Annotated in this window: 21 protein-coding genes; 12 read left to right on the forward strand and 9 right to left on the reverse strand. The window is 59.8% G+C overall.

Annotation, left to right across the window (positions count from 1 at the left end; translation table 11 throughout):
* The first annotated feature begins 125 nt into the window (after positions 1 to 125).
* The 5 genes from JZX88_RS16920 to JZX88_RS16940 all read left to right on the forward strand — a co-directional run bounded on the left by JZX88_RS16920 (position 126) and on the right by JZX88_RS16940 (position 7876).
* Positions 126 to 1076: a phosphoribosylaminoimidazolesuccinocarboxamide synthase gene (locus JZX88_RS16920; RefSeq protein ID WP_110756818.1), complete on the forward strand. Its 951-nt coding sequence runs from the start codon at positions 126 to 128 to the stop codon at positions 1074 to 1076.
* A gap of 2 nt (positions 1077 to 1078) precedes the next feature.
* Positions 1079 to 1738, forward strand: a complete 660-nt coding sequence (locus JZX88_RS16925; RefSeq protein ID WP_206914252.1) for a TetR family transcriptional regulator — start codon at positions 1079 to 1081, stop codon at positions 1736 to 1738.
* 200 nt (positions 1739 to 1938) lie between these two features.
* Entirely contained in the window at positions 1939 to 3141 is a 1203-nt protein-coding gene (locus tag JZX88_RS16930; RefSeq protein WP_065114196.1) for an efflux RND transporter periplasmic adaptor subunit, read from the forward strand.
* Positions 3142 to 3194: 53 nt separating this feature from the next.
* Positions 3195 to 6284: an efflux RND transporter permease subunit gene (locus JZX88_RS16935; protein WP_065114197.1), complete on the forward strand. Its 3090-nt coding sequence runs from the start codon at positions 3195 to 3197 to the stop codon at positions 6282 to 6284.
* A 149-nt stretch (positions 6285 to 6433) separates the two neighbouring features.
* Positions 6434 to 7876, forward strand: coding sequence for an efflux transporter outer membrane subunit (locus JZX88_RS16940; protein ID WP_065114198.1), 1443 nt, complete (start codon positions 6434 to 6436; stop codon positions 7874 to 7876).
* Between the two features lie 112 nt (positions 7877 to 7988).
* Here the strand turns inward: JZX88_RS16940 and efp are convergent, their stop codons facing one another.
* The gene (efp, locus tag JZX88_RS16945) at positions 7989 to 8558 is read right to left on the reverse strand and encodes an elongation factor P (RefSeq protein WP_065114199.1); all 570 of its coding nucleotides are present in this window, start codon (positions 8556 to 8558) and stop codon (positions 7989 to 7991) included.
* Positions 8559 to 8809: 251 nt separating this feature from the next.
* Between efp and epmA the strand changes: the two genes are divergently transcribed.
* The 3 genes from epmA (at position 8810) to JZX88_RS16960 (ending at position 11502) form a co-directional block, all read left to right on the forward strand.
* Positions 8810 to 9874, forward strand: a complete 1065-nt coding sequence (gene epmA / locus JZX88_RS16950; RefSeq protein ID WP_206914253.1) for an EF-P lysine aminoacylase EpmA — start codon at positions 8810 to 8812, stop codon at positions 9872 to 9874.
* Positions 9871 to 10935, forward strand: a complete 1065-nt coding sequence (locus tag JZX88_RS16955; protein ID WP_206914254.1) for a lysine-2,3-aminomutase-like protein — start codon at positions 9871 to 9873, stop codon at positions 10933 to 10935. Before epmA ends, JZX88_RS16955 begins: the two co-directional genes overlap by 4 nt.
* A gap of 378 nt (positions 10936 to 11313) precedes the next feature.
* The gene (locus JZX88_RS16960) at positions 11314 to 11502 is read left to right on the forward strand and encodes a hypothetical protein (protein ID WP_045019798.1); all 189 of its coding nucleotides are present in this window, start codon (positions 11314 to 11316) and stop codon (positions 11500 to 11502) included.
* Between the two features lie 291 nt (positions 11503 to 11793).
* Here JZX88_RS16960 and JZX88_RS16965 read toward each other — a convergent pair whose 3' ends face one another.
* On the reverse strand, positions 11794 to 12030 hold the full coding sequence (locus JZX88_RS16965; protein ID WP_065116059.1) for an Lrp/AsnC ligand binding domain-containing protein: 237 nt from the start codon (positions 12028 to 12030) through the stop codon (positions 11794 to 11796).
* Between the two features lie 103 nt (positions 12031 to 12133).
* Positions 12134 to 13060 (reverse strand): LysR family transcriptional regulator, encoded by a 927-nt coding sequence (locus JZX88_RS16970; protein WP_206914255.1) that lies wholly within the window; start codon positions 13058 to 13060, stop codon positions 12134 to 12136.
* Positions 13061 to 13190: 130 nt separating this feature from the next.
* Between JZX88_RS16970 and JZX88_RS16975 the strand changes: the two genes are divergently transcribed.
* The 4 genes from JZX88_RS16975 (at position 13191) to modC (ending at position 17326) form a co-directional block, all read left to right on the forward strand.
* Positions 13191 to 14474 (forward strand): FAD-binding oxidoreductase, encoded by a 1284-nt coding sequence (locus JZX88_RS16975; RefSeq protein ID WP_110756812.1) that lies wholly within the window; start codon positions 13191 to 13193, stop codon positions 14472 to 14474.
* Between the two features lie 226 nt (positions 14475 to 14700).
* On the forward strand, positions 14701 to 15492 hold the full coding sequence (modA, locus tag JZX88_RS16980; RefSeq protein WP_110756810.1) for a molybdate ABC transporter substrate-binding protein: 792 nt from the start codon (positions 14701 to 14703) through the stop codon (positions 15490 to 15492).
* A gap of 53 nt (positions 15493 to 15545) precedes the next feature.
* Positions 15546 to 16253, forward strand: coding sequence for a molybdate ABC transporter permease subunit (gene modB, locus JZX88_RS16985; RefSeq protein ID WP_065116060.1), 708 nt, complete (start codon positions 15546 to 15548; stop codon positions 16251 to 16253).
* A complete protein-coding gene (gene modC, locus JZX88_RS16990) occupies positions 16250 to 17326 on the forward strand; it encodes a molybdenum ABC transporter ATP-binding protein (RefSeq protein WP_206914256.1) in 1077 nt (358 codons plus the stop codon). The genes modB and modC overlap by 4 nt, the downstream gene beginning before the upstream one ends.
* Here the strand turns inward: modC and JZX88_RS16995 are convergent.
* The 6 genes from JZX88_RS16995 to thiC form a co-directional block, all read right to left on the reverse strand.
* Positions 17295 to 17690 (reverse strand): winged helix-turn-helix domain-containing protein, encoded by a 396-nt coding sequence (locus JZX88_RS16995; RefSeq protein WP_110756806.1) that lies wholly within the window; start codon positions 17688 to 17690, stop codon positions 17295 to 17297. The genes modC and JZX88_RS16995 overlap by 32 nt on opposite strands.
* A gap of 3 nt (positions 17691 to 17693) precedes the next feature.
* The gene (locus tag JZX88_RS17000) at positions 17694 to 18698 is read right to left on the reverse strand and encodes a P1 family peptidase (protein ID WP_110756882.1); all 1005 of its coding nucleotides are present in this window, start codon (positions 18696 to 18698) and stop codon (positions 17694 to 17696) included.
* 89 nt (positions 18699 to 18787) lie between these two features.
* On the reverse strand, positions 18788 to 19561 hold the full coding sequence (locus tag JZX88_RS17005; RefSeq protein WP_110756804.1) for a thiazole synthase: 774 nt from the start codon (positions 19559 to 19561) through the stop codon (positions 18788 to 18790).
* 4 nt (positions 19562 to 19565) lie between these two features.
* Positions 19566 to 19763, reverse strand: coding sequence for a sulfur carrier protein ThiS (gene thiS / locus JZX88_RS17010; protein ID WP_065114209.1), 198 nt, complete (start codon positions 19761 to 19763; stop codon positions 19566 to 19568).
* Positions 19732 to 20736, reverse strand: a complete 1005-nt coding sequence (gene thiO, locus JZX88_RS17015; protein ID WP_110756803.1) for a glycine oxidase ThiO — start codon at positions 20734 to 20736, stop codon at positions 19732 to 19734. The genes thiS and thiO overlap by 32 nt, the downstream gene beginning before the upstream one ends.
* On the reverse strand, positions 20737 to 22560 hold the full coding sequence (gene thiC, locus JZX88_RS17020) for a phosphomethylpyrimidine synthase ThiC (protein WP_206914257.1): 1824 nt from the start codon (positions 22558 to 22560) through the stop codon (positions 20737 to 20739).
* Between the last annotated feature and the right edge of the window lie 56 nt (positions 22561 to 22616).

Genomic DNA, 22616 nt, shown 5'->3' on the forward strand with positions numbered 1-22616 from the left:
GCGGGGAACACCTCCTTTATCTGGCGGCTGGCCCTGTACAGGGAAACATGCAATAGGAACGGACAGGATTTTAAGCCAGAGCGGGGCGTCCGGCGCCCCTTGTAAAGTCAAGAAGTGGAGAACCCGTGCGCATTCTCGATGAAGCCGTCATTCCCGAGCTGCCCAATTATTACCGTGGCAAGGTACGGGAAAACTACGATCTGCCCGACGGCAACCGCATCATCATATCCACCGACCGCCTCAGCGCCTTCGACCGCATCCTTACCTGCATTCCTTATAAGGGGCAGGTCTTGACCCAGACAGCGCGCTACTGGTTCGAACAGACGAAGGACATCTGCCCCAACCATGTGGTCAGCTACCCCGATCCCAATGTCGTCATCGGCAAGAGGCTTGAAATATTGCCGGTCGAAGTCGTGGTCCGCGGTTATCTGGCCGGCACCACCGGCACGTCGATCCTGACCCTTTACAAGAAGGGTGAGCGACAGATGTACGGCATGAGCCTGCCGGACGGGATGAAAGACAACCAGATTCTGCCCGAGCCGGTCATTACGCCGACAAGCAAGGCCTTCGATGGCGGCCATGACGAACCGCTGACGCCGGCAGAGATCGTGGAGAAGAAGCTCCTGACGCAGGAGCAATGGAACACCCTGTCCCGTTACGCGCTGGCACTCTTCAGGCGCGGACAGGAAATTGCCGCAAAGCAGGGCCTTATCCTCGTCGACACGAAATATGAATTCGGGACGGACGAAAACGGTACGATCATCCTGGCCGACGAAATCCACACTCCGGACAGCAGCCGCTACTGGATGGCCGACAGCTACGAGGAAAGCTTCCGCAACGGCACACGGCCGGCGAGCTTCGACAAGGATTTTGTGAGAGCCTGGGTTGCCGAACGCTGCGACCCCTACAAGGACGATGTTCCCGAAATTCCGCAGGACCTCGTGCTGCAAACCTCGAAGGTCTATATTGATGCCTACGAACGCATCACCGGAGAGCGCTTCGTTCCCGACGATAGCGGCGAGACGCCGCTGGCAAGAGTACGCCGGAATCTGGAGCCGTTCTTCCCCGGAGTCTGACCGTGAGCAAAACGATCGAACAGGCGAGAAAAGGCGACAGGAAGAACGACCGTCCTGTCAGACGCCGGCCTCGCCGTTCCGCCGAGGAAACGCGGCGGGACATTCTTGCCAAGGCTGAAGAGCTTTTCCGCGAGCGCGGCTTCAACGCCGTGGCAATTGCCGATATCGCCGCCGCGCTCAGCATGTCGCCCGCCAATGTCTTCAAGAATTTCAGCTCGAAGAACGCCCTTGTCGACGCCATTGCCTTCGAGCAGATCGGCGCATTCGAGCGGGACATCCGGCCGCTGGATAAAAACCACGCGCCGCTTTCGAGGTTACGCCACCTCGCCCGCACCCTGATGGAGCAGCACCACCAGGACCTCAACGACAATCCCTATATCTTCGAAATGATCCTGATGACGGCCAAGCAGGACATGAAGTGCGGCGACTATTATAAGGCCGTCATTGCCAGCCTGCTGGCCGACATCATCAGCGACGGTATCGATGCCGGAATCTATGCACCGGCCGACATTCCGCCACTTGCGGAAACCGTGCTCCATGCTTTGACAAGCGTCATTCACCCGGTGCTCATCGCACGGGAAGACATCGGCAATTTGGCAACACGTTGCGATCAACTGGTCGATTTAATCGATGCGGGATTGCGCAATCCGCTTGCTAAGTGACGATTCCCAATTTACGTCACCTTCTCGCAACTGCTTGCGAAGCGCCAAAGCCTGCGCTTCTATGCGCATGGCGGTCCGGAAGGAATGAACGAAGAAGGCCCAAAAAGGCCTTTGTGTCGTCTCATCTGTTCTCCCGGACGCGCATCCGCCGAGCGACATTGCGCTTATAGTTGAATGCGACCGATACGCAGGGAAGAACAATGAGCCGACGTATTTTACCCCTATTTGCTTCTCTGTGCGTGACCGCAATTCTGGCGGGATGCAGCGATGGCGGCGAGAGCGGCCAGGCCGCCGCTCCGGGTGGCGAACGTCCGCCGTCACCGGTCAGCATCATCCTGATGAAGAACAGCGAATATCCTCTGACGACCGTTCTTCCCGGCCGTGCCAGCGCGTTCCAGACAGCGGAAATCCGCCCCCGCGTCACCGGCATCATCCGCGAAATTCCCTTCAAGGAAGGCAGCGAGGTCAAGCAGGGCGATATTCTCTACCAGATCGAGGACAATACCTATCTGGCCGAGGTAGCGCAGGCGAAGGCAAACGTGGCCAAGGCCGAAGCCAGCATCCCGAGCGCCCAGGCGAACCTTGCCCGTTACGAGCGGCTGGTCAACAGCGGCGCAACGCAGATCGAATATGAAAACGCCAAGGTGACGCTGCTGCAGGCCGAAGCCGATGTGGCCCAGACCAAGGCGGCGCTGGAAACGGCTGAAATCAACCTCGACCTTACCAAGGTTCGCGCGCCTTTCGACGGCATCACCAGCGCAACCGCCTTCAGCATCGGCAACGTGGTAACGGCAAACCAGACGACGGCATTGACGACGCTGCGCCGCATCGACCCGATCTATATCGATCTGATGGAGTCCAGCACCAATCTTCTGCGTCTGAAAAAGGCGATCTCGTCGGGCCAGCTCGGCGGCGATACAAAGGAGACCGGTATTCACCTGACGCTGGAAGACGGCACCGAATACAAGCATGACGGCAAGATCGACATGTCGGACATGGCGGTGAGCGAAACCACCGGCACCTTCTCCATCCGTGCCCTGTTCGACAATCCGGACGATCTGCTGCTGCCCGGCACCTATGTCCGCGCCACGCTGACCATCGGCAAGGAAAAGGGCTTCCGCATTCCGCAGCGCGCCGCGAGCCGCAACGCCAATGGCGAACTGACCGCGAAATTCGTGACCGCGGAAAACAAGGTGGAAACCCGCACCTTCCCGTCCAGCCAGCAGTCGGGCAACGCCTGGCTGGTGACGGAAAACGTCAAGGATGGCGACAAGCTCATCGTCGACGGCTTCCAGTGGATCGCCGATGGCGCGACAGTCGCGCCCGTTGAAGTGACCATCGACGATCGCGGTATCGTCGTTCTGCCGCAGCAAGCTCCGCCTGCCGCCGCCCCCTCGAAATAAGCATGAGCACGAAACCCTCGGTCGAAGCTCGTAAAAGGTAAGGCAGGACTGCCATGGCCCATTTCTTCATCCGGCGCCCCGTTTTTGCATGGGTTATCGCCATCGTCATCATGCTGGGCGGCGCATTGGCGATCGCGACGCTCTCCATCTCGCAATATCCCGATATTGCGCCGACGACGGTGCGTGTCAGCGCAACCTATAACGGCGCCAGCGCCGAAACCGTGGAAAAATCGGTGACGACCATCATTGAGGACGGCATGACCGGTCTTGACGACCTCACCTACATGACGTCGTCATCCTCTACCGGCAGCGCCGAAGTGACACTGACCTTCGGCAACAGCATCATGCCTGACATCGCGCAGGTTCAGGTGCAGAACAAGCTGCAGCTCGTCCAGTCGCAATTGCCCGATACCGTGCAGCAGCAGGGTATCCAGGTCAGCCGCTCCACATCGAGCATCCTGATGGTTGGCGCGTTGATCTCGACCGACGGCAAGCGCAACTCCGCCGATCTCGGCGACGTCTTCTCCTCGCGTGTCGAAGACCAGATCAAGCGCCTCGAAGGCGTGGGCAGCATCAACGTCTTCGGTTCCGAATATGCAATGCGCATCTGGCTGGATCCGTTCAAACTGAACAAATACCAGCTGACCACGGCCGACGTCACCAGCGCCATCGAAAGCCAGAACACCCAGGTTTCGGTCGGTTCGCTCGGTGCCGTTCCCGCAGTCAAGGGCCAGCAGCTCAACGTCACAGTGACGGCGCAGAGCCAGCTCACCACTGTCGCCGATTTCGAGTCGGTCATCCTGAAGGTTGAAAAGGACGGCGCGACTGTCCGTCTCAGCGACGTGGCCCGCATCGAGATCGGCCAGGAAACCTATGGCGGCGATTCACGCTCCAACGGTCGTCCTTCCGCCGGTTTCGCAGTCAACCTCGCCACGGGTGCAAACGCCCTCGACACGGCGGCGCGCGTGAAAGCTGCGCTGGCCAACGTCGAAGGCTCGCTGCCGGAAGGCGTCGCGATCGAATATCCCTATGACACGACGCCTTTCGTGAAGCTGTCGATCGAAAAAGTGGTGCATACGCTGATTGAGGCAATCATCCTCGTCTTCGTCGTGCTTCTGGTGTTCCTGCAGAATCTCAGGGCCACTTTCATTCCCATGATCGCGGTTCCCGTCGTGCTTCTCGGCACCTTCGGCATCCTTGCGCTGACGGGATATTCCATCAACACGCTCACCATGTTCGCGATGGTTCTCGCCATCGGTCTGCTCGTCGACGACGCCATCGTGGTTGTCGAAAACGTCGAACGAATCATGTCGGAAGAGGGCCTGTCTCCGGTCGAGGCGACCGAAAAATCGATGGGTGAAATCACCGGTGCGATCATCGGTATCGCGCTCGTGCTCACCGCCGTGTTCATTCCGATGGCCTTCTTCGGTGGGTCGACGGGCATCATCTATCGGCAATTCTCGGTCACCATCGTTTCGGCCATGCTGCTTTCGGCAGTGGTCGCCATCGTTCTGACGCCGGCGCTCTGCGCCACGATGCTGAAGCCGATCGACCACCACAAGAAGCAGCGCGGACCGGGCGCGTGGTTCAACCGCGGCTTCGGCAAGACGACGGATGGTTATGTCTCCTCCATCGGTTATCTGCTGAAACGGCCTCTGCGCGTGATGATTATTTTCGCGATCGTCATCGGCGGCTGCGCCTGGTTCTTCAGCAAGCTGCCCAGCTCGTTCCTGCCGCAGGAAGACCAGGGCGTGCTGCTGACGATCATCCAGACGCCGACCGGTTCGAATATCGAACGGACCAACGAGGTGGTGAAGCAGGTCGAAAGCTACTTCCGCGAAAAGGAAGCCGCCAATGTCGAATCGGTTTTCGGCGTGCTTGGCTTCAGCTTCAGCGGCTCCGGCCAGAACAACGCCATCGTCTTCACCAAGCTCAAGGATTTCTCCGAACGAACCGCACCCGATCAGCACGCTGGCGCCATCGTGCAGCGTGCGATGGGCACCTTCTTCGGTTTCCGCGATGCGCAGGTCTTCCCGCTTCTGCCGCCGGCCATTCAGGGCATGGGCACATCGAGCGGTTTCTCGATGTATCTCGTGGATAGCGGCCGTAACGGCACCGACGCCCTGACCGCTTCGTCCAAGGAACTGATCGCGCTTGCCACCGGCAATCCGAAGATCAGTTCGCTTCGAAGCGACAGTCAGGACAATGAAACGCAGATGAAGATCATTCTCGATCAGGAAAAGATGGGGGCCATGGGCGTCGATCTCTCCTCCGTGAACCTCATGCTGTCGACGATCTTTGCCGGCCGGGATGTCAACGACTTCACCCTCAACGGCGAACTCAAGCCCGTATATGTCCAAGGTGACGCGCCCTACCGCATGCAGCCTGATGATCTGAAGTTCTGGTATGCCCGCAACACCAACGGCGAGATGGTGCCTTTCTCCTCCTTCAGCGAGGTGAAATGGATCAACGCTCCGCCGTCTCTTGCCCGTTTCAACGGCACGGGTGCGATCTCGCTGGAAGGCACCGCCGGTGCAGGCGTCGCTTCCGGTGAAGCCATGGACGAGATGGAACGCCTGACGGCAAGCCTGCCGGGTGGCTACACCGTTGCGTGGCAGGGCATTTCCTATCAGGAGCGTCTCTCCGGATCACAGGCGCCGATGCTCTATGCGTTGTCGGTACTGATCGTCTTCCTGTGCCTTGCCGCTCTCTATGAAAGCTGGTCGATCCCCTTCTCGGTCATTCTGGCCGTTCCGGTGGGTGTCCTCGGCGCTTTGACTGCGGCCCACTTCTTCGGCCAGACGAACGACGTCTACTTCAAGGTGGGCCTGCTGACGACCATCGGCCTTGCCGCGAAAAACGCGATCCTGATCGTCGAATTCGCCAAGGAGAGGCAGGAGCATGGGTTAAGTCTGGTGGAAGCAGCACTGGAGGCAGCGAAGCTGCGACTGCGCCCGATCATCATGACGTCGCTCGCCTTCATCCTGGGTGTCGTGCCTCTCGCAATCGCAACCGGAGCGGGTTCTGCCGCGCAAAATGCAATCGGTATCGGGGTGCTGGGTGGTATGCTTTCTGCAACACTGCTCGGAATTTTCTTCGTTCCGTCCTTTTTCGTCATCATTCGTCGCCTTTCAAGGCGTTAACAAAACAAAAATGGGCTGTGCCAACCGTTAATACGCTGCTAGAAATGTCGCCGATTTGGCAAATGCACGTTTCTACGGCATATCGACCGCGCAGCCCATTTGTCAGCAAGCCGCGCTCGGTAAGCCAACCTAAGAATTGGGAAAATTATATGCTGTCTATTCGCGCTACTCTTCCCCTGACAATGCTGCTGCTCTCAGGCTGTGTTGTTGGACCTGACCACAAGACGCCCGAAGTTCAATTGCCGGGAAAGTTTGCGGAAGCCGGAAAAACCAGTAATGGCGACATCAGCAGCGTTGCATGGTGGACAGCCTTCAATGACAGCCGCCTGAACGGTTACGTTTCGACCGGCCTGAAGCAGAACCTGACGGTGATGCAGGCGATCGAACGCATCAACCAGGCGGAAGCCCAGGTGATCTCGGCCGGCGCCGGCGGCCTGCCGAGCCTGACGGCCAATGGCAGCCACACGACCAGTGAGACCAAGGGCAGCTACCGTGACGTTCCCGTCACCAACGTGTCTTCAGGCAGCCTCAGCGTTTCCTGGTTGCTCGACCTCTTCGGTCGCTATCGCCGGGCAACGGAAAGCGCCAATGCATCGCTCGATGCCGCTTACTCCACCGTTGACGTTCAGCGCCTGACGCTGATTTCGTCGGTCGCCGCAGCCTATATCGACGTGCGCTATTATCAGGAGCGCCTGGCGATTGCCCGCCAGAACCTGGCGTCCCGTCGCGAAACGCTGGATCTGACCAAGCTGCAGCTGGAAGCCGGTGCGGCTTCGCGCCTCGATGTCGTCCAGTCCGAAGGTCTGGTCAATTCGACGCTGTCCGATATTCCGGGCCTTGAAACCAACTTCCGCAAGGCGGCCCATCGCATCGCCACCCTGCTCGGCCTGCCCGCCTCGTCGCTGATTTCCGAACTGCAGAAGGGCGCACGCCAGCCCGTTGCACGCAGCGTTCCGCGTACCGGTATTCCGGCCGACCTCATTCGCAACCGCCCGGACATCCGCGTTGCAGAACGCAATCTCGCCGCCGCGGTCGCCTCGATCGGCGTTGCCGAAGCCCAGCTTTATCCGAGCATCGAGCTCGGTGGTTCCATCACCCCGAGCTACAACTTCCTGAGCGGTGGCGGCAGGGGAACGGCCAACAGCTGGTCCTTTGGTCCGAGCCTCGTTCTTCCGATCCTCGATGGCGGCAGCATCCGCGCCAATATCGACCTCGCCAATTCCCAGGCACGCGAAGAATATCTCGTCTGGAAGCAGACGGTGCTGACCGCCGTGGAAGAAGTCGAAAACGCTCTGGCCGCCGTCACTCGCGATCAGCGCACGGCCGATGCATTGCGCAAGACGGTGGCTTCCTATCAGGAAGCGCTGCAGCTTTCGACGGCCAGCTACCGCGATGGCGCCTCCTCGCTGCTCGACGTTCTCGATGCGCAGCGTCAGGTTTCCACCGCGCAGGCAAGCCTCGCACAGGCTGTACAGCAGACCGCGCAGGACTATGTATCGCTGAACGTGGCGCTCGGCGGCGGTTACGCCGTTGGCCAGACCACGGCTCCGAAGAAGGCCGGTCCGACCCGGACTGCCGCCAAGGGCATGTAAGCCCAGCCAGCAAGACAAATAAAAGCCCGCGTCTCGACGCGGGCTTTTTTGTTGGTCCAGATACAAAAAAGCACCGGTCACCCGGTGCTTTTCTTTAACCCAGCCGTCAGGCTCAGTTCTTGGCGCGCTCGACGTAGGAATTGTCTTCCGTGGCGATGACCACGCGGATGCCGGCATCGATATGCGGCGGCACCATGGTGCGGATGCCGTTGGAGAGAATTGCCGGCTTGTAAGAGGAAGAAGCCGTCTGGCCCTTCACGACCGGTTCCGTTTCCGTGATTTCCAGCGTGACGTGGCGCGGCAGTTCAACCGCCAGCGGATTGCCTTCGTGGATGGAAAGAACGCAGGTCATGCCTTCCTGAAGATAGGCTTTCTGGTCACCCATCGTCTCGACATCGACAACGACCTGGTCATAGTTTTCCGGGTTCATGAAGTGGAAGCCTTCGCCGTCTTCATAAAGGAACTGGAAGTTCAGGTCTTCAACGAAAGCGCGCTCGACCTGTTCGGTGGTGCGCCAGCGCTCGGAGACCTTCACGCCATCAACGATGCGGCGCATGTCCACCTGCGTGACCGGCGTACCCTTGCCGGGGTGAAAGTTCTGCGCGGTGAGAACGACGTAAAGCTTGCCGTCCACGTCGAGAACATTGCCCTTGCGGACGGATGAGGCGATAACCTTGACCATATGACTTCCTTGTAACTCGATGAAATGCGTCGTAAAGGACTGCGCGGCAGCACCGGCCCCGGCAGACGTTTTGTCTTTTTTCTGGGGCGCAACTACCTTAAATCCGCGCGAATTGCCAGCCTTCTACAGCAATTCGCGGAAGAGTGCCTAGCGGTTTTCCGCCCGGAATTGCTTTAAATGACGCGATCAGGCGTTTTGCGGGCTATTTATCCGCAATGGGACGCCGCAGAGAAGACGGAAAAGAAGAGAAGATGCGCGCAAGCAAAGAGATAATGTCGCCATGGTGGACGCCCGATGTCCACGCCGACCGCCGCGCTTTTCTCATTGGCCGCAACGCGATCCAGTCGGCATTCCGCGGCTATTTCGCCCGTGCCGATTTTCTCGAGGTCGATACCGCCACCCTGCAGATTTCGCCCGGCAATGAGGCGCATCTGCACGCCTTTGCCACTGAGGGTCTGACGCCGGGCGGCGATGCCATACCGCTCTATCTCCATACCTCGCCGGAATTCGCCTGCAAGAAACTGCTCGCCGCAGGTGAAAAACGCATTTCCTGTTTCGCCCACGTTTACAGGAACCGGGAAAGAGGCCCATTGCACCACCCGGAATTCACCATGCTGGAATGGTATCGGGTCGGCGAAACCTATGAGAGCCTGATGAAGGACAGCGCCAATCTTCTGGCGCTGGCGGCCGAAACCACCGGGACCAAACATTTCACCTATCGTGGCCGCAGCGTCGACCCCTTCCTTGAGCCGGAACGCCTGAGCGTCGCCGAAGCCTTCGAGCGTTATGCGGGAATTGACCTTTTGGCCACCATCGGCCGAAACGGCGAAACCGACAGCCGACATCTTGCCGCAAACCTCACCCATGCCGGCATCCGCGTGGCCGGGGACGACACCTGGGCGGACATGTTCAGCCGTGTCATCGTCGAGCGGGTGGAACCGGAACTGGGTTTCGGCCGCGCGACGATCCTTGATGAATACCCCACCAGTGAAGCGGCCCTTGCCCGCAAGTCCCCGAAGGACGCACGGGTAGCGGAACGTTTCGAGCTTTATGCCTGCGGCGTGGAACTTGCCAATGCCTTCGGCGAATTGACCGACGCTGCCGAGCAGAGGCGGCGTTTCGAAATGGAAATGGCCGAGAAGCAGCGGGTCTATGGTGAGACTTATCCGCTGGATGAGGATTTTCTCGCAGCACTGGCGATCATGCCACCGGCAAGCGGCATAGCGCTCGGTTTCGACCGGCTGGTGATGCTGGCCACCGGGGCACCCCGCATCGATCTCGTCATGTGGGCACCCGTTGCGGACTATGGGCGATGACAAGGCCTGAAACCATCAAGACACCCGAAGCGCTTGTCGAGGCGGGGCTGATCGAGGCCGGAGCGCTGGAAGGCCTGCGCCCGGTGACGCAGCGCTATGCGCTGGCGATCACGCCGGCCATTGCCGATCTGATGGACAATCGCGATCCGCACGATCCCATTGCCCGACAATTCGTGCCGGACCCGGCCGAACTCATCCATCTTCCCGAAGAGCGCGACGATCCGATTGGCGACGATGCCCACAGCCCCGTGCACGGCATTGTTCACCGTTATCCCGACCGCGTCCTTCTGAAGGCGGTGCATGTCTGCCCCGTCTATTGCCGTTTCTGTTTTCGCCGCGAAATGGTCGGGCCTCAGGGCAACGGCATGATGAGCCCGGAGGAACTGGACGCCGCATTCGACTATATCAAGGCCAACCCGGCGATCTGGGAGGTCATCCTCACCGGTGGTGACCCGCTGGTACTTTCCCCGCGGCGCCTGTCCGACCTGATGACACGCCTGAAAGACATACCCCATGTAAAGATCGTCCGTTTCCATACCCGCGTGCCGGTGGTCGACCCCGAACGTATCGACACGGCGCTGATCGATGCGCTGAAGGCGAGCGGCAAGACCATCTATGTCGCCCTGCACGCGAATCACGCACGGGAACTCGGTGAAGCTGCGAGGGGTGCTGCGGCGCGCTTGATCGATACCGGCATAGCCATGGTCAGCCAGACGGTGCTTCTGAAAGGCATCAATGACGATCCGGCAACGCTTGCCGAATTGATGCGCGCCTTTGTCGAGGCTCGTATCAAGCCTTATTATCTGCATCATCCCGATCTCGCGCCCGGCACCAGCCATTTCCGGCTGACGATCGAAGAGGGACAGCGAATCGTTTCCGCCTTGCGCGGACATGTCTCCGGCCTGTGCCAGCCCACCTATGTCCTCGACATTCCGGGCGGCCACGGCAAGGCGGCTATTGGCAGAAATGCGGCCAAAAAGACAATCGATGGCTGTTATTCCGTTTCCGATTTCAACGGAAACGATCACATCTACCCCCCGGCGGCATCTGGCGACGATTAAAAAAAGCATAAAAAGCCCGCGACGCCGGGCTTTTCGAAGCGGCAGGGCAAGAAAACAAAAATTTCACAATTCCGCCCCTCTCCTGTCATCATAAAGAAAAATATTCTACCTATAACAATCAGCATTGATTTTAGTGCTGGTCTGGATTATCAGTGTGGAACTGGAGAACGAGTCTCCTGATTCCGGATCAACACCAATACAGGGAGTGTGTCATGTCAAAACATATCAACATCAACGCAATCCTTGGTCTTGAATCCTGGAATGCTGGATTTAAATCCACGTGTTCCCGCTGCTGTCGAATGTGACTTAACGGTCTCAATTTCCTGAAAATCAGTTCGACAACATGCTGTGTGAAGTAGCCACAGCGGGAGTATATCTATGCAGAAGCAAGTTATTGAATTCGCTGGCGAACCCGTCGGCATCGTCATCCCGGACAACGACCGGCTGAAGTTCATCGCGGTGAAGTTCCACGTTCATGACCTGGACGAACAGAAGTTCGACAGCGCCGACGACGTGCGGATTGCCATTCGCGATCTCGTACGCAACCGGAACCTGGCCGCGGCCTGATGCGGGAAAACCATCGCCCGCTCATGGAACCGTCAAAACCAAAGCGCGCCAAATATCGGACCCCAAATTGCGGGCCGATGGCGCGCTTTTATTTTACATGACAATTCGTCTTTCGCCGTGGCTCACCCCATTCACGGTGCATCGGAACACTCTGATCCGATGCGTTGAAAAGCCCGGCAAAGCTCTCCCCCGAAAAATATACACCCTGGTCAATTGAAGTGCCCTATATCGCCGCAAGAGCCGATCAGCGCCTTCCCGGCGATGATATCGGTGGATCAAGGCTTGTCCGCGTCAGAACGCGGTAAAGGTCAGCGTCGTCAGCGAACGAACGATTCCCGGAATATTGACGATGTTCTGGTTGATGAACTTGCCGATATCTTCTTCTGGCGGCAGGTAGATTTTCAACAGCAGATCATACTCTCCACTGGTGGAGTAAAGCTCGGAAACCAGCTCCGTTTTATAGATGGCATCGGCGACATCATAGGTCTTGCCGGGCTCGCATTGAAGCTGAACAAAAATGGGCTTCACGGACATCTCCCGTATTGGAACTTTCGGTGCGTGGCTTCTGCTGCCACACGTCATGGCGCACTATTGGCTGACCAGCGCCGGTCTTGCAAGACCGCCCGCCGGTTTACGCCGAAAACTCAACCGTCCCGTCACTCGCTCCGGATGCGGCCTCGGCCACGACCCAGCGCCGGAAACTCTCGAGCGGCGCATAACCGGCGCGATCCGGCATGCAGGCAAGATAATAGGCCTCCTCGCTCTCCACCTCTCCCGCAACCGCCGCCACGAGTCGGCCGCTTCGCAACTCCTCCTCGATCATGAAGGACGGAATGAGCGACGCACCGACGCCTGCGCTCGCCGCCTCCGCAATCGTCGTAAACTGATCGAAGAGCATGCCATGCACATTGTCGAAACGCACTTCATGGCTGCGAAACCATTGTTCCCAGGCATCCGGTCGGGTTGTCATGTGCAAGAGCGGCACACGCAGCAGATCGCCCGGCCCTGAAAGTCCATGGCGCTCCTTGAAGGCCGGGCTGCACACCGGAATGACCTTTTCATGCATCAGGAAAACCAGTTCGGTGCCCGGCCAGTGCGGCAGTCCGAAATGGATTGCCGCATCGACGGTGTCGGTCCGGAAATCGAACAGCGACGACCGCGTCAGGAGATTGACCGAAACGCCCGGATGCCGGGCGAGGAAATCGGGAAGGCGCGGCACGAGCCAGCGTGTGCCGAAGCTGGGCAGAACACCGAGATTGAGCGTCCCGCCATCCGGGTTGGCGCGCAGATTGAGCGAAGCCGTCGATATGCGCCGCAGGGCCTCGCGAATTTCCCGCGCATAACCCTCCCCAGCCCTTGTCAGCCGGATGGTCTGCCGCTCGCGGAGAAACAGCGCCACGCCGAGCTGCTCCTCAAGCGCCAGTATTTGCCGGCTGACCGCACCCTGCGTGAGGCCAAGTTCCCTCGCCGCAGCCGTAACGCTACCCGCGCGCGAAGCGGCCTCGAAGGCTGCCAGCAACGAAAGCGATGGCAAAAAGCGACGCGGCGGCAGAACCATATTCCCTCACGGAATGAACTCTTGACGATATGTCGATATTCAACAGGTGGAGCCGCTTGTAAAGTCTCATAAACAAGGGCTTGTCACTCATACGGAAATCAAATGAACTGGCCCGAAACATGGTGGAACGATGTATAATGACCCCCGCTCGCACGGCCTCTGGGAAAAGACCGCCCCGCAGCCACCCGTAACGCCTGCGCTGCAAGGTGCTGCAACTGCCGATGTCGTGATTGTCGGCGGTGGCTTCACCGGACAATCCGCCGCCCTCCATCTTGCGGAAAAGGGCGTGGACGTCGTTCTTCTCGAGGCCAGGGAAATCGGCTTCGGCGGCTCAGGCCGTAATGTCGGCCTCATCAATGGCGGCATGTGGGTCATGCCGAAAGAGCTGCCGGGTGTGCTGGGCGAGGTTTATGGCGAACGCCTTCTCGACCTGCTGGGCAATGCCCCGCTTCTCGTGCGCGAACTGGTGGAAAAACACGCAATCCCCTGCGAGATCGAGAAAAACGGTACGCTGCATTGCGCCGTTGGCGAGAAGGGGCTTACCGAAATCCGTGAACGCTGCGAACAATGGGCCGCGAGAGGCGCACCCGTCCGTGTTCTCGATGCCGGGGAAACAGCCAGGCGGACCGGCAGCACTGCCTATTCCGGTTCGCTTCTGGATACACGCGCCGGCACGATCCAGCCACTTGCCTATGTTCGCGGCCTGGCTGCCGCCGCACAAAAGGCAGGTGCACGAATGCATACCGCAAGCCCCGTGGTGGCAACCGAGCGCAGCGGCGGGAAATGGGTGGTGAAGACACCGGAGGGATCGGTAACCGCCAGCTGGATCGTTGTGGCCACCGAAGCCTACAGCACCGGCCCATGGCAGATCGTTCGCGATGAACAGGTCTACCTGCCCTATTTCAACTTCGCCACAAAACCGCTCGGCGACAACCTGCAAAAAAGCATCCTGCCCGGCCGCGAAGGCTGCTGGGACACGAAGGAAATCCTCTCATCCTTCCGCATGGACAAGACCGGCCGGCTGGTCTTTGGCAGTGTGGGTGCTCTACGCGGCACCGGCGCCGCCATCCACCGGGCCTGGGCGAAGCGCTCGCTGAAACGGCTTTTCCCGCAGCTCGGCGATACGGAATTCGAATGTGAATGGTATGGCCAGATCGGCATGACCGACAATGCCGTGCCGCGCTTCCACAAATTCGCTGAAAATGTCGTCGGCTTTTCAGGCTATAACGGTCGCGGCATCGCGCCGGGCACAACCTTTGGCAAGGTAATCGCGCAGCATATTCTGGGTGAGGTCACCGAAAACGATTTGCCTCTGCCGCTGACCGAGCCGAAAGCGCAGACTTTCCGTGCGGTGAAGGAAGCCTATTACGAGGCAGGCGCGCAGATCGCCCATTTTGCCGGCGAACGTTTCTGATCGGATTGCGGGCACAGGCCAATGGGTTGGGTATTGTTATGCCTGCGATGTTGCGGGCATGCCCAAACATGACGAATGAAAGATCCTCGAACTCTTTTCACCAGGCACATTAGCCAAAGCTGCGGCCTTTTCCCTATCCCATCGATATATCCTTGAAAATATAATGATTGCCCTATAGGCCTATCGATATATTCATTGGAATATCTCGAAACGGGGGTAACAGACCATGAGACTTTTGCGTCGCAGCTTCTTCAAGACCATTGCCGCCGCCACATCCTTCTGGGTGGCGGCCTCGTTTGTGGCCGTGCCGGCTCATGCCGCCGAAAAGGTTACTATCTTCGCCGCCGCGAGCATGAAAAACGCGCTCGACGCCATCAATGCCGAATGGGCGAAGGATAGCGGCAACGAAGCGACCGTTTCTTATGCCGCGAGCTCCGCGCTCGCCAAGCAGATCGAGCAGGGCGCACCGGCGGATATCTTCATTTCCGCCGACCTTGCATGGATGGACTATGTCGCCGAAAAGAAGCTGATCGACGCTGACAGCCGCTCCAATCTTCTCGGTAACCGCATCGTTCTCGTCGCTCCCGCAGACAAGGCAAAGCCGGTCGATATCAAGCAGGGCTTCGATCTTGCTGCTCTGGTGGGCGATGGCCGTCTGGCCATGGGCGCGGTGGATTCCGTTCCCGCCGGCAAATACGGCAAGGCCGCTCTGGAAAAGCTCGGCGCCTGGTCTTCGGTTGAAAAGAAAGTCGCCGGCGCGGAAAGCGTGCGTGCCGCCCTGCTGCTCGTCTCGCGCGGCGAAGCGCCCTATGGCATCGTTTACCAGACCGACGCAGCCGCCGATCCGGGTGTGAAGATCGTCGGCACCTTCCCGGAAGACAGCCACCCGCCGATCATCTACCCGGTCGCCATTCTTTCGGAAGCAAAGTCCCCGGCAGCAAAGGCCTATCTGGACTTCCTGAAGTCGGCCAAGGCAACGCCCTTCTTCGAAAAGCAAGGCTTTACCGTTTTGAAATAAGCTTGTCTCAGGCCCACCTCCCGGTGGGCCATGAAACTTGACGATTGCAGGATATGGCATTGCATTGGTGGACACTCAGCCCTGAAGAATGGACGGCGATCAGGCTCAGCCTCTGGGTGTCCTCCATCGCCATGCTTGCCAGCCTGCCCTTCGGCATTGCGGTGGCCGTGGCACTGGCGCGCGGCCGCTTCTGGGGCAAATCGCTGCTGAACGGCATCGTCCACCTGCCGCTCATTCTGCCGCCCGTCGTCACCGGCTTTCTGTTGCTTGTTCTCTTCGGCCGCAGGGGCGCGATCGGGCAATTTCTCGATACTTATTTCGGCATCGTCTTTTCCTTCCGCTGGACCGGGGCGGCGCTCGCCTGCGCCGTCATGGCCTTTCCGCTGATGGTGCGCTCCATCCGCCTTTCCATCGAGGCAGTGGACCGCAAGCTGGAAGAGGCAGCGGGAACGCTCGGGGCAAGCCCGTTCTGGGTGTTCCTCACCGTCACGCTCCCCCTGACACTCCCCGGCATCATCGCCGGCATGATCCTCGCTTTTGCCAAGGCCATGGGCGAATTCGGCGCGACCATTACCTTCGTTTCAAACATTCCGGGCGAGACCCAGACGCTTTCCGCCGCCATCTACACCTTCACGCAGGTGCCCGGCGGCGATGCCGGTGCATTGCGGCTGACCATCGTTTCCGTCGTGATTTCCATGCTCGCCTTGCTCGTCTCGGAGTTTCTGGCCCGTATCATTGGCAAACGGGTGAGCATGGAATGACGCTTTCGGTCTCAACTCACCACCGCCTCGGCTCCTTCGAACTCGACGCGTCATTTGCCTCCGAAGGCGGCGTGACCGCACTCTTCGGGCGCTCCGGCTCCGGCAAGACATCGATGATCCGTATCATTGCCGGTCTGTTGCGGCCGGATAACGGACAGATCATTCTTGATGGCCAAGTCTTGGCCGATAGTGAAAAGCGATTGTTTCTGCCAGCGCATAAACGCCGCTTCGGTTACGTCTTTCAGGAGGCGCGGCTTTTCCCGCATCTCAGCGTGATACAGAACCTTCATTACGGCAGGTGGTTCACCGCAGACAAAACGAAGGTCGCGCATGAAGACCGTATCGTCGACATGCTCGGCATCGGCCATCTCTTGCAGCGCCGTCCGAACAAACTGTCCGGCGGCGAAAAACAACGCGTTGCTATCGGCCGCGCCTTGCTTTCTTCCCCCAGACTGTTGCTGATGGACGAACCGCTCGCCTCGCTGGATGAACAGCGCAAGGCCGAGATCATTCCCTACCTCGAACGGCTGCGCGACGAGACGAAAATTCCGATCGTCTATGTCAGCCATTCCATCCAGGAAGTCGCCCGCCTTGCCGACCGCATCGTGGTGATGAAAGACGGTAAGGTGGAGGCGCAGGGAAATGCGGCCGATGTGCTGGGGAGACCCGATTTCAGCAGCCATCTGGAGCGGCGGGAAGCGGGCAGCATCCTGTCAGGACACATCGAAAGCTTCGATACACGGCACGGGCTTGCCGCCGTAAGGCTCAGCACAGCGCTGCTTCAGGTTCCGGCAAAAATGGGAGCACCCGGCAACCCTGCACGGGTGCTGATACCGGCTCGCGATGTCATGCTGGCTTTGGTGAAACCCGAAGGCCTCAGCGCGCTCAACATTCTCGAAGGCTATGTCGCAGATATCTCGGTCAGCGAGGATGGCATGGTGACGGTTCAGGTGGATTGCGGCCGCGATATCATCCAGTCGCGCATCACCGACCTGTCACGTGAACGCCTGCAACTGGAGCCCGGGAAGCCGGTGCATGCCATCATAAAATCGGCGGCTCTCGATCCCTATTGACGGCATCATCGGGATTGCGGTTGGTCTCCAGCCAGTCGATATCCTGACGCAAGACCTCGTTCATCCGCTTTTCCATGCCGCGATAGCGCTCCAGCACCTCGGCCCCAAAAGCGGTCAACGCCGCCCCGCCGCCCTGCTTGCCGCCGCGCTGGGATTCGATCACCGGCTGCGTGAACATATGATTCAGCGCATCGACCAGCAGCCATGCACGGCGATAGGACATATCCATGGCCCGCCCGGCGGCCGAAATGGACCCTGTCTCGACAATCAGCTCCATCAACTCGATCTTGCCGTGGCCCAGACGCTCCCCGGGCGAAAAATCAATGCGGAGAACGGGTTTCAGTGGTGCTCTCGTTTCGTTCATCGCTCAACGGTCCTGCCCATGAAGATCGCGATAGGCCTTTTGTGCGCCCGCCACCGGCAGCGCCGTCGCCGCATGGACACCGCGCGCCACCGCCCGCGCCATCACGATTGTGGCGAGATAGCAGAGTTCGGCGAAATGAACGCCGCCTTCAAGCGGTTTGTCGCCGGTCGCCGCCGCGAACATGGTGTCGCCGTCGCTCGGCAAATGGGCGGGCAGAATCGCACGCGCCAGCCCGTCATGCGCCATGATGGAGAGGCGATGCGCCTGCGCCTTTGTAAGTGTCGCATCGGTCACGACAGCGCCGATGGTCGTCGCAGTGAGATTGACCCCCTTGAGCCGCAGCGCGGTATGGTCCGGTTCGAAACGTTCCGGAAAACCGCAATCGCCGAATTCGCCCTGCATTTCAAAAGGTGCGGACCAGAAATGGCGGCTTGTGCCAACAGTCGCGGAACCCAGCGCATTGACCGCGACGATGGCCGCCACCTTATAGCCGCCGGAACTGATGGCGCTGGCCGAACCAAGGCCACCCTTGAAGGTGGCGGTCGTCGCGCCCGTTCCTGCGCCCACCGTTCCGAGTTCGAAAGTCTCGCGACCTGCCGCCTTGAAGGCCGCATATCCCATCTCACGATAAGGCGAATGCAACCCCCACTCCTTGTCGCCGCCATTCAGCAAATCCATCAGGATGGCTTGAGGTACGATGGGCACGCGGGTGGAACCTACCTGCAACCCACGGCCGATCTCGCGCAACCCGGCCTGAACACCGCCCGCCGCATCCAGCCCGAAGGCCGAACCGCCGGAAAGCACCAGTGCATCCACGGTTTCCACCGTCATCGCGGGGTCGAGCAGGCCGGTGTCACGCCCGCCGGGCGCACCGCCGAGAACCGAGCCGGAGGCGATGGCGGGTTTTTCGAAAACAATCGCCGTGACGCCGGAGCCGAGGGAGAGATCGGTGACATTGCCGACCGAAACGCCGTCGATATCCGTGAGAAGATTGTTGCGCGTCGCCATGCCGTTCCCCTTTTCTCCCGGTATCCCGCCGCCGCAGGGCACTGTCAACGCAAAAAGGTGACATGCCCCGCCTCTGGCAAAAGCCGCGATCAGGAGAAAACTGCCCTCCCGATAACAGGTGTCGAGGGAACGGCCATATCCCGTGGTTCCAGCGGCCCGGACAGAAATGCCCGGTGGCCAGCCTCTATCGCGCGGGCAAAAGCCTCCGCCATACCGACCGGTTCACGTGCCCCGGCAACCGCCGTATTGAGCAAAACAGCGTCATAGCCGAGCTCCATCACCGTCACCGCATGTGACGGCCGGCCGATGCCGGCATCGACGATCAGCGGCACATCGGGAAACCGCGCCCGCATCGATTTCAGTGCCGTCAGGTTAAGCGGCCCCATGGCGCTGCCGATCGGCGCGCACCAGGGCATCAGCACCCTGCAGCCGGCCTCCAGCAGCTTTTCGCCCACGACAAGATCATCAGTCGTATAGGGAAAGACCTCAAAACCCTCGTCGCAGAGGATTTTTGCCGCCTCCACCAGCGCAAAGACATCCGGCTGCAAGGTATCGTGATGACCGATGACTTCGAGCTTGATCCAGTTGGTGCGAAACACCTCACGCGCCATCTTCGCCGTCAACACCGCTTCCTTCACGGTGTGGCAACCGGCGGTATTGGGCAGGATATGACGGTCCAGTTCGCGGATCAGCTCGAAAAACTGACCGCCTTGCTTGCCGCCCGCCATTTCCCGACGCAGCGAAATCGTCAGAATATCCGCATTGCTGGCCCGCACCGCATCGGCAAGCACGGCGGGAGACGGATAACGCGCCGTACCGAGCAGAAGACGGGACGAGACCTCGCGGCCATAAAGCGTCAGCATGGCCTCAACCTCCCTGCATCGGCGAAAGGATTTCGACGCGGTCGAAAGCTTTCAGCAAATAATCGGCGCGCTCTTCCGAATGCACCAGATCGCCATTGACCGCCGTCGCCAGCCACTCGCCCTCATATTCGAGGCTGGCAAGCAGGCCGGCCAGCGTCTCGGCGGCAAGATCAAGCTCGTCGCCATTCACCAGAAGTTTCATGATCGTGTTCCTTTTGAATAAGAGTTTGGCAGACGATCCCGGCCGCATGCCGCGCCATCGCCGGCGAGAGCAGAAAGCCATGCCGGTACGCGCCGTTGATGAAGATGGTCCGCCCGTCCTCGGTCACGTCAGGCAGATTGTCGGGATAGGCGGGGCGCACGCCCGTGCCGGTCTCGATGATTTCCGCCTCCGCAAAGGCCGGATGCACGGCATAGGCGGCATTGAGGAATTCCATCATCGAACGGGCGGAAATCGCCCCGTCATCCTCCGTCTCGATCATCGTCGCACCCACCATGAAGCGGCCGGGCTCACGCGGCACGATGTAGAGCGGAATGCGTGGATGTAGCAGCCGGACAGGACGGGAGAGGGAAATCTCTGGCGTGCCGAGATAAAGCATCTCTCCCCGCACACCGCGAAGGCTGGAAATCGTTCCTACCGCCGCAGACCCGGTGCAATCCACCACCCGGTCGAACCGCTGTTCATCCACCGAAACGCCCATATGAAACCGCACACCCATGGCGCAAAGCCGCTCATGCAGCGATTTCAAAGCAAGGCGCGGATCGAGATGTCCTTCGCCCGGGAAGTAAAGTCCGGACAGGAACCGGCCGGCAAGATCAGGCTCCAGAGCGGCGATCCCCCCCTCATCCACCCAGCGATAACCACTGGTCCGCGATGCGAAACGAGACAGCTCCGCCTTGTCGCGGGCAGGCGCGACCACCAGCGTGCCATTGCGGACTACAAGGCCGGGAGCCGCTTCGGCCCACCAATCAAGCGCCGCTTTGCCAAGCGTCAGAACCGCCTCTTCCGCGCTTTCGCGCTCACACCAGGGCGCCAGCATACCGCCCGCATAAAACGACGCCCCGCGAGAAGGCTCGGCATTGCGCTCCGAGACCTCGACAACAACGCCGCTCCGCGCTAGCTCGAAGGCCGCCGTTAATCCGGCGACCCCCGTTCCCTTGACAAGGGCGCGCATTTATTCGGCATTCGCAGGCGTCGGCAGCGGCATATAAAGCTCGCCGCCTTCCTTGAAGCGGGCGGCCATCGCCTCCAGCCCCTCCTTCTGCGCCTCGGCGCGGATATCGTGGGAAATCCGCATCGAGCAGAATTTCGGCCCGCACATGGAGCAGAAGTGCGCGACCTTGTGCGCCTCCTTCGGCAGGGTCTCATCGTGGAAGGACCGCGCCGTATCCGGGTCGAGCGACAGGTTGAACTGATCTTCCCAGCGGAATTCGAACCTTGCGCGCGACAGCGCATCATCCCGCACCTGTGCCGCCGGATGGCCCTTGGCAAGGTCGGCGGCATGGGCGGCAATCTTGTAGGTGATGACACCGACCTTCACGTCGTTACGGTCAGGCAGGCCGAGATGTTCCTTGGGCGTGACGTAGCAGAGCATCGCCGTGCCGAACCAGCCGATCATCGCCGCCCCGATGCCTGACGTGATGTGGTCGTAACCGGGCGCGATATCGGTGGTCAGCGGCCCAAGCGTATAGAAGGGCGCCTCACCGCAGGTCTTCAGCTGCTTGTCCATATTTTCCTTGATCTTGTGCATCGGCACATGGCCGGGGCCTTCGATCATCACCTGGCAATCCTTCGCCCAGGCGATCTGCGTCAGCTCGCCCAGCGTCTCCAGTTCCGCAAACTGCGCAGCGTCATTGGCATCGGCGATCGAGCCGGGACGCAAGCCATCGCCCAGCGAGAAGGAGACGTCATAGGCGCGGCAAATGTCGCAAATCTCGTCGAAATGCTCATAGAGAAAGCTTTCGCGATGATGATGCAGACACCACTTGGCCATGATCGAGCCGCCGCGCGAGACGATGCCAGTAACGCGGTTGACGGTGAGCGGAATGTAATGCAGCCGCACGCCGGCATGGATGGTGAAATAATCCACGCCCTGTTCCGCCTGCTCGATCAGGGTGTCGCGAAACACCTCCCAATTCAGATCCTCGGCAATGCCGTTGACCTTCTCCAGCGCCTGATAAAGCGGCACCGTGCCGATCGGCACCGGCGAGTTGCGGATGATCCATTCACGGATATTGTGGATGTTGCGCCCGGTCGAAAGGTCCATGACGGTATCCGCACCCCAGCGGATTGCCCAGACCATCTTCTCCACCTCTTCCGCCATGGAGGAAGTGACGGCGGAATTGCCGATATTGGCGTTGATCTTAACGAGAAAATTACGGCCGATGATCATCGGCTCAAGTTCCGAATGATTGATATTGGCAGGAATGATGGCCCGGCCCGACGCCACTTCCTGCCGAACGAATTCGGCCGTCACGTAGTCAGGGATATGCGCGCCAAAGCTTTCACCATCGCGCACCAGCTTCTCCTTGGCCGCCTCGCGCCCGAGATTTTCGCGGATGGCGATGAATTCCATTTCCGGCGTGATGATGCCGGCTCGCGCGTAGGCAAGCTGGGTCACGGCTTTACCTGCCGTGGCTCTCAGCGGCTGGTGGCGCACGGAAAATTCCGGTGTCAGGCGCTCGCCGGTGGCAAAGCCGTTATCCTCCGGCTTAACGTGCCGGCCCTCATAAGCCTCGACATCACCACGTGCCACGACCCAGTCGTGACGCAGTCGCGGCAGACCCTTTTCGATCAGAACGGGATGTGTGGGATCGGTATAGGGGCCGGAGGAATCATAGACCGTCACCGGCGGTTCGCCCGCCGTCGGGTGCACCGCGATCTCGCGCATCGGCACGCGAATATGCGGATGCAGAATTCCCGGTTTATGGATTTTCGTGGAGGCGGCATGCGGTCCGGTGGTAACCGACAGCGGGATAGTCTTGGCAGCGATATTCATCTTGAGGCTCCAAAGTTTGACAGTGGAGACCCAGTTCGAGCCGGAATGATGGAAAA

Origin of the sequence: Agrobacterium sp. OT33 (assembly GCF_017313365.1) — a bacterium.
Classification (GTDB): Bacteria; Pseudomonadota; Alphaproteobacteria; order Rhizobiales; family Rhizobiaceae; genus Agrobacterium; species Agrobacterium rhizogenes_A.